We start from the raw sequence: 6728 nt of genomic DNA on the forward strand, positions 1-6728 counted from the left end.
ATGCCCACTGTTTTACCTTAGCCAGTTGGTTTTCGCCAGTTCGATCACTTCATCACCGCGTCCGCTGATGATAGCGCGCAGCATATACAGGCTGAAACCCTTCGCTTGTTCGAGTTTGATTTGCGGCGGTATGGCGAGCTCTTCTTTCGCGACCACCACGTCGACCAGCACCGGGCCATCAATCGACAGCGCTCTTTGCAGCGCCTCATCGACGTCCGACGATTTTTCCACGCGGATACCGGTGATCCCGCAGGCTTCGGCAATGCGGGCAAAGTTGGTGTCGTGCAGTTCCGTTCCGTCGGTCAGATACCCACCGGCCTTCATCTCCATTGCGACAAAGCCCAGCACGCTGTTATTGAACACGATGATTTTCACCGGCAGCTTCATCTGCACCACCGAAAGAAAATCGCCCATCAGCATGCTGAAGCCGCCGTCGCCGCACATGGCGACCACCTGGCGTCCGGGTTCCGTTGCCTGTGCACCCAGCGCCTGCGGCATGGCGTTCGCCATCGACCCGTGATTAAACGACCCGAGCAGGCGGCGCTTGCCGTTCATTTTCAGATAGCGCGCGGCCCACACCGTGGGGGTGCCGACATCGCAGGTAAAGATGGCGTCATCAGCGGCGAAGTGGCTGATTTGCTGCGCCAGATACTGCGGGTGAATGGCTTTTTCGCTGGGTTTGGCTAAATCATCCAGTCCTTTGCGCGCCTCGCGATAATCACTCAGGGCTTTATCGAGGAATTTGCGGTCGGTTTTTTCTTCTACGAGCGGCAGCAGGGCACGCAGCGTGGCTTTGATATCTCCAACGAGCGCCATATCCACCTTGCTGTGCGCACCAATGCTTGCCGGATTGATATCAATCTGAATAATTTTGGCGTCGGTGGGGTAGAAGGGGCGGTAGGGGAACTGGGTGCCCAGTAAAAGCAGCGTGTCGGCATTCATCATGGTATGAAAACCGGATGAAAAACCGATCAGTCCGGTCATACCCACATCGTAGGGGTTGTCATATTCGACGTGCTCTTTGCCACGCAGGGCGTGGACAATCGGCGCTTTGATTTTTGCGGCAAACTCCACCAGCTCTTTGTGCGCACCCGCGCAACCACTGCCGCACATCAGCGCAATGTTGCTGGAATAGCGCAGCAGCTGCGCCAGTTTTCTCATCTCTTCTTCCGCCGGGGTGACCACCGGTAACGGCGCATGATACCAGTGCGTGCTGGCACTTTCCGGCGCGGCTTTGAGCGCAACATCGCCCGGGAGCACGACGACTGACACACCGCGGTTTAACACTGCTTTGCGCATGGCAATCGCCAGCACCTGTGGGATCTGTTCAGGGCTGGAAACCAGCTCGCAATAGTGGCTACATTCGCGGAACAACTCTTGCGGGTGGGTCTCCTGAAAATAGCCGCTGCCAATTTCACTGGAGGGGATATGTGCGGCAATCGCCAGCACTGGGACATGGTTGCGGTGGCAATCAAACAGGCCGTTAATCAGGTGCAAGTTTCCCGGTCCACATGAACCGGCACACACCGCCAGTTCACCGGTCAGTTGCGCTTCCGCGCCTGCGGCGAAGGCGGCAACTTCTTCATGCCGGGTTGGCATCCAGTCGATCGTTCCCATGCGATTAAGACTGTCACTAAGACCATTCAGTGAATCACCCGTTACGCCCCAAATACGTTTCACACCAGCCTGTTCAAGCGTTTTAGCAATAAAAGCGGCAACCGTTTGTTTCATGGTTTTCCATCTCCTTTAATGTGATACCGGTTACAAGTTTAGATGAAGATAATAGTTATGCTTCTCATTACCCCTTATTTTCGGCAGCTTACATTTGACGAAGATAACGCGTAGCTTGACTGTGGACATGGCAAACAAGGAATGAATTCAAATGGTTAGGAACTTATTAAATGCAGTAAATCGCATGCTGACGCATGAGGACTTTGGCAAGTTTTTGTTACGCCTGGCGGTGGGGGGACTGATGCTGTTTCACGGTCTGCATAAACTGTTTGCCGGAATTGATGGCATTAGCGGCATGCTAATAGCGAAAGGTTTTCCGGGTTTCATTGCCTACGGCGTTTTGCTTGGCGAGGTGCTGGCACCGTGCCTGATTATTCTCGGCATTCTGACGCGTCCGGCTGCGTTAGGGTTGGCATTCACTATGGTTGTCGCGTGGCTGATGGTCGGAATGGGCGAAACCTGGTCGCTGGATAAAACCGGCGCATGGGCTATTGAAAGTCTGGTGTATTTCTTTATTGGCGCACTGGCGGTGGCATTTTTGGGTGCCGGAAAATACGCATTGGGCGGTCAGTCGGCCTGGCGCTAGTTTGCCATCGGACGACAAATGCGGAGGCGACAACGTAGTTACATTGCTGCTCGCCTCCTGATTCTATCAGGTCGTTAGTCTTCCTCGTTACGGTCCCAGCGTTTTCGCCGACGTCCCACCGTGCCTTGTGTCAGGGCGTTTGCCATCGCTGCGCCGATTTCAGCGCTGACGACCAGACCCTGAATAAAAGGGCGGTCGTGCATTAGCCATGGCAGCCCGCCAAAGGCGATGCGACCACAGGCATCCTTTGGCGCACGCAGCGTATAATTTTCGCTGATATCCGGGATCTCATCACCACAGGCGAGGAGTTGATGGCGCAACGTGGGGAACGGGATATCTTTGCTCTTCAACGCTTTTTGCCCTCGGGCATCAATAAACACATCAAATTCGCTACGCTGATTGTTGTGGTAAATAACCGTCATACCTTGCTCATTTTGGCGTTGATAATCTGAGCCCAGCGCGAGGATTTCAATTAACCCGGCCTCATGCAGCGCCAGCAGGCGGCGAATGGATTCCGAAGGGATCGCCGCATAGTTATCGATAAACACGCGTGCCAGACCGTGCTTGAAGCGTTCTCTGTCGCCATCGTCAAGATGAGGCACGACCTGTTCGATAACCTCATGCAGCCGCAGCAGGGTATAGCGCCACGTGACGGTGCGTTGCTCTCGCTTGTTGCGTTCGACTTCCTGCAGGTTGCGTTTCGCCCAGTCAAAAGGATTGTGCTGAATTCGGTCAGCAAAATAGATGTCAGAAAACGTATCGGCCGTCAGCGTCTCAAGCGCTATCTGCTGGCTCCACTGCGGTGCCGCGTCTTGCAGCTGTTTGACGATAAGCAAGAAGAGGCGATCCAGTAATCCGCGTTGGCCCTGCTCAATGACGTGTTCAATCGCCTGACCGGTGGCGATGTTCAGCGGTTCATAAGGGAGAGGGCAGTAAAAATCGGCCTCCGGCAGCACACCGCTGCGTGACATCAGAGTCAACTTCAGGCTTTGGCTACCTGGGTTGCGCGTAAAATGGAGGGTGTTATCAGCATCGGTGGTGAAGGCGCCATGTTGACTGACCACGGCTACTGCCGCATCGATAGCGCTTAACGACGTACCCAGAATGCCCACTCTGCAGGCGTTAATTTGTGCGTCCATCAGGCCGGTCCACGGGCTGGGGAAAAACTCACGTGGTGTGTCGTCTCCCTCAGGCCACAGATGGCCGGTGGCGATAACTGCAAAATCCACCTCGACAGGTTGTGGTGCGTGGTTTACCCACAACGTAACACCCTGCGGGTTTGCGCGCAGATCGGTGACTTCGCTGGACTCATGAACACAAACCTCAAAACCGGACTCACGGGCTTTATCGACAATGGCTAAAAAGCGATCGCGAAAATAGTCGCCAAGGATCACGCGGGGTAAAAATTGCCGTTCATGCAATGACGTGCGTTCTATACCAAATTGTGTCAGGTAGTCATCGCTTTGGTTTTGTAGCCACGTCAGATAGGTGATGTAAATCGGCGGGATTTCAATACTGGCAATATTCGCCAGCATATGGTCCGCGTTATTGTCGTTGTTGTAAGGCATGCCCACACCCGCTTCTTCCGCTTGCTCGTAGAGTTGCACGGTCATCGGTTCACCGCGTTCAACCAGGGCATGGAAGGTATAGATTCCAGTGGGGCCGACGCCGACGATGGCCACTTTTTTCATGGGGATCCTTTTTTGAAAAGCTCGACGATGGTCGGGGATATTGATTAGTTTGTGAATGTTAATTGTGGTTGAAAAATTGAGGGGTGAAATGTTTATGCTCACCTTTTTGCGACTACGATCCCCACACAGATTCACCAATTTCTCAGTAACCTGTTAAAAATAAAAGTCTTTACGCCATAGGTTATGTACCTAACCGCGTACCAGCACGCCTGCGCTGAATTTGAGCGGCAAGGGGTGGCCGGAGCCCGGGTTTGATACCGAAGTTGGCGGTGAAAGCAGTGGGATAAAGGAAGGGGCGGTATCAGGGGGCATCCCCGAGTAGCCCGGACGAGGTGCATCAGTACCGACTCCTGGGACGTTCCCGGCGTCACTTCGTTCGGCCGGGCTACCCGAAGATACTTTTGTCAGCAATCTGAACCCAGCGATTGGCTGGATTTTTTAGGCGGCGGTGTTGATGCTGGAAAATGTCGAACTCAAGAAGACCTTTACGAAGAGTACCAATTTTTTCAAAAAATTTAGTGATTGATGGCAGTCTGCTTTGAGCAAAGAGAAGACGATAAACGCAGTTGACGTGGCAAGAAAAAGTATTCTCAATGTGTACTTGCAGACTGCAATTTATGTTTAGATGAACATCCGAAATAAGAGTTTAAATTTTATTTAAGAGGGAAGATATGCGTACTCGCCCTGCCTCTCGATTGATAGTCCTTTCACCTGTAAATCATGTTCTGCTCTTCAGGTTCTGCCATAAAGATGATGCTCTGGAAGGGAAAACATACTGGGCAACGCCAGGGGGAGGACTTGAGCACAACGAGTCTTTTGAGCAGGCGGCGTTACGTGAATTATTTGAAGAAACGGGCCTGACAAGAAGAACTACAGGACCACAAATAGCCTCCAGAACCTTCCCTATGATGCTGCCAAGTGGTGAAAACGTTCTTGCTGAAGAACGTTTCTTTATTATTAGTGCAGATAAATCAGATATTGACCGATCAGGTTGGAGTAACAACGAAAAAGAAGTCATTCGCGATCACTACTGGTGGAACTTAGAAGAGCTCAGACAGACCAATGAAATCATCTTCCCACTCGATTTGATAATTAACATACTTGAAGGCTTTCCCAGCACTTAACCCTCTGAACGGCTTGGATTTCGCTTCTGGAATGAAGCGGCCCTTGAAGAGTCGTGAAGTCTACTGATATTACTGGCACCCAGGCCCATAAACTTCACTTCATCGACAAATGGCGTAAAACGTGAAGCGGATTGTTGCAAAAAAGGCGTCTTCAATATGAATCCCTATGAAAATCAATACAGGCAACTGATAGCAAACGGAGCTGTCGCTTGGGCTGGCGAAGGTTATATTAGGGCAAAAAAACAGCAGGAAAAAATCTTTCATTGGCTCAATTTACATCACTATTTACCCCGGTCAGGTGCGTCGGTACTTGAAATGGGGTGTGGTAACGGAGCTATGGCATCACAGTCCCTTGCTGAACGAGGGTATTCTGTGTGGGGTGTGGATTTTTCTGAGACTGCTATCAGATGGGCAGAAAAGCGTTTTCAGCAAGCTTGTAACTCCGCACAATTTTTTGTCGGAAATGTTTGCTGTATACATCAATGTAAGGACTCAACGTTTGAGTTGATTATTGACGGCAGTTGTTTGCATTGCCTGATAGATAATGACCGGGTTCTCTTTTTCGCAGAGGTGAAGAGATTGCTCAAATCCGGAGGTCGTTTTGTGATCAGTTCCATGTGCGGAACCCCCGGTTATTCGGCCGACATTAGTTCTTATGATCCGGTCAGGCACCATTTAGTGAAAGATGGTCAACCCTGGCGTACTCTGAAACCACTCCCGGCTTTAATTGATGAGATACAGAAAGCACAATTTAACGTGCTTGCAATAAGAGTGAATAACAATGCGTGGTGGGATCATGCCACACTGGTATGTTCGGTGAACTCATCACTCGGTGATTTGCAACAAGTATCGAGTGGTTAAAAGCTGACGTTGGATCCGCTTTGAGCAAGAGGCGGACATCAGCGGCAATTTTACTCAGGATTCTATATCTTCAGAGAATATCACTGCCTGATCATCAAAACTAAACTGTCTCAAGCATGGAATAAGACAAATGAATATAAGGACAAGATTAGCTCTATCCACTGATATAGAGGGTATTTTTGAAGTCAGAACTTCGGTTAAAGAAAATCATCTCAGTCGAGAAGAAATGGAGCAGATGGGAATTACCGAGAGCGTTGTCACCGATATGATTGAGAAAAGTCATTGCGCATGGGTTGCCGTAGATGACGGAAAAGTGATTGGTTTCTCGATGATTTTGCCAGATGAAGGATGTCTTTTTGCGGTCTTTGTTCTCCCTGAATATGAAGGCAGAGGTGTAGGTCGCAGCCTTGTTGACCTCGCAGAGCAGGAATTATTCAAACACCATAAGGCAGTCTGGCTTGAAACCGACAAAAACAGTCGTGCGGCAAAATTTTACATGCGACTGGGTTGGGTTAAAAAAGAAAATATTAGTGAATCTGATATTAGATTGGAGAAACCCCGCTGCGTTTAAGCAAAGATCCTCTTCTTTAATATCCGCTCCTGGCACGTAGCGGACATTGCTGACTGAGCTGAAGGTCCGCTGTGAGCGAAGAGCAGACATATTTCCTACAGAGAATAGTCTAGCTTTAATAGACAAAATCACTGAGGAGATGGACTGACCCCACCCCGGTAGAC

The 6728-nt window shown here is 50.5% G+C and carries 6 protein-coding genes; 4 read left to right on the forward strand and 2 right to left on the reverse strand.

What is annotated here, in order from left to right; translation table 11 throughout:
- Positions 1 to 12: 12 nt before the first annotated feature.
- Positions 13 to 1731: a ubiquinone-dependent pyruvate dehydrogenase gene (gene poxB, locus FDW95_RS14630; RefSeq protein ID WP_115258069.1), complete on the reverse strand. Its 1719-nt coding sequence runs from the start codon at positions 1729 to 1731 to the stop codon at positions 13 to 15.
- A 151-nt stretch (positions 1732 to 1882) separates the two neighbouring features.
- Here poxB and FDW95_RS14635 point away from each other — a divergent pair, with 151 nt between their 5' ends.
- On the forward strand, positions 1883 to 2317 hold the full coding sequence (locus tag FDW95_RS14635) for a DoxX family protein (RefSeq protein WP_115258070.1): 435 nt from the start codon (positions 1883 to 1885) through the stop codon (positions 2315 to 2317).
- Positions 2318 to 2391: 74 nt separating this feature from the next.
- Here the strand turns inward: FDW95_RS14635 and FDW95_RS14640 are convergent, their stop codons facing one another.
- Positions 2392 to 4008, reverse strand: coding sequence for an FAD-NAD(P)-binding protein (locus FDW95_RS14640; RefSeq protein WP_115258071.1), 1617 nt, complete (start codon positions 4006 to 4008; stop codon positions 2392 to 2394).
- A gap of 671 nt (positions 4009 to 4679) precedes the next feature.
- Between FDW95_RS14640 and FDW95_RS14645 the strand changes: the two genes are divergently transcribed.
- From FDW95_RS14645 to FDW95_RS14655, 3 genes are all read left to right on the forward strand, one after another.
- Complete coding sequence (locus tag FDW95_RS14645; RefSeq protein WP_115258072.1) at positions 4680 to 5132, forward strand: NUDIX domain-containing protein; 453 nt, start codon at positions 4680 to 4682, stop codon at positions 5130 to 5132.
- A gap of 156 nt (positions 5133 to 5288) precedes the next feature.
- Positions 5289 to 5993: a class I SAM-dependent methyltransferase gene (locus FDW95_RS14650; RefSeq protein ID WP_115258073.1), complete on the forward strand. Its 705-nt coding sequence runs from the start codon at positions 5289 to 5291 to the stop codon at positions 5991 to 5993.
- Between the two features lie 130 nt (positions 5994 to 6123).
- A complete protein-coding gene (locus FDW95_RS14655) occupies positions 6124 to 6564 on the forward strand; it encodes a GNAT family N-acetyltransferase (RefSeq protein WP_115258074.1) in 441 nt (146 codons plus the stop codon).
- The last annotated feature ends 164 nt before the right edge of the window (positions 6565 to 6728 follow it).

The sequence above is a fragment of the Citrobacter sp. wls718 genome, from assembly GCF_005280945.1.
GTDB lineage: Bacteria > Pseudomonadota > Gammaproteobacteria > Enterobacterales > Enterobacteriaceae > Citrobacter > Citrobacter gillenii.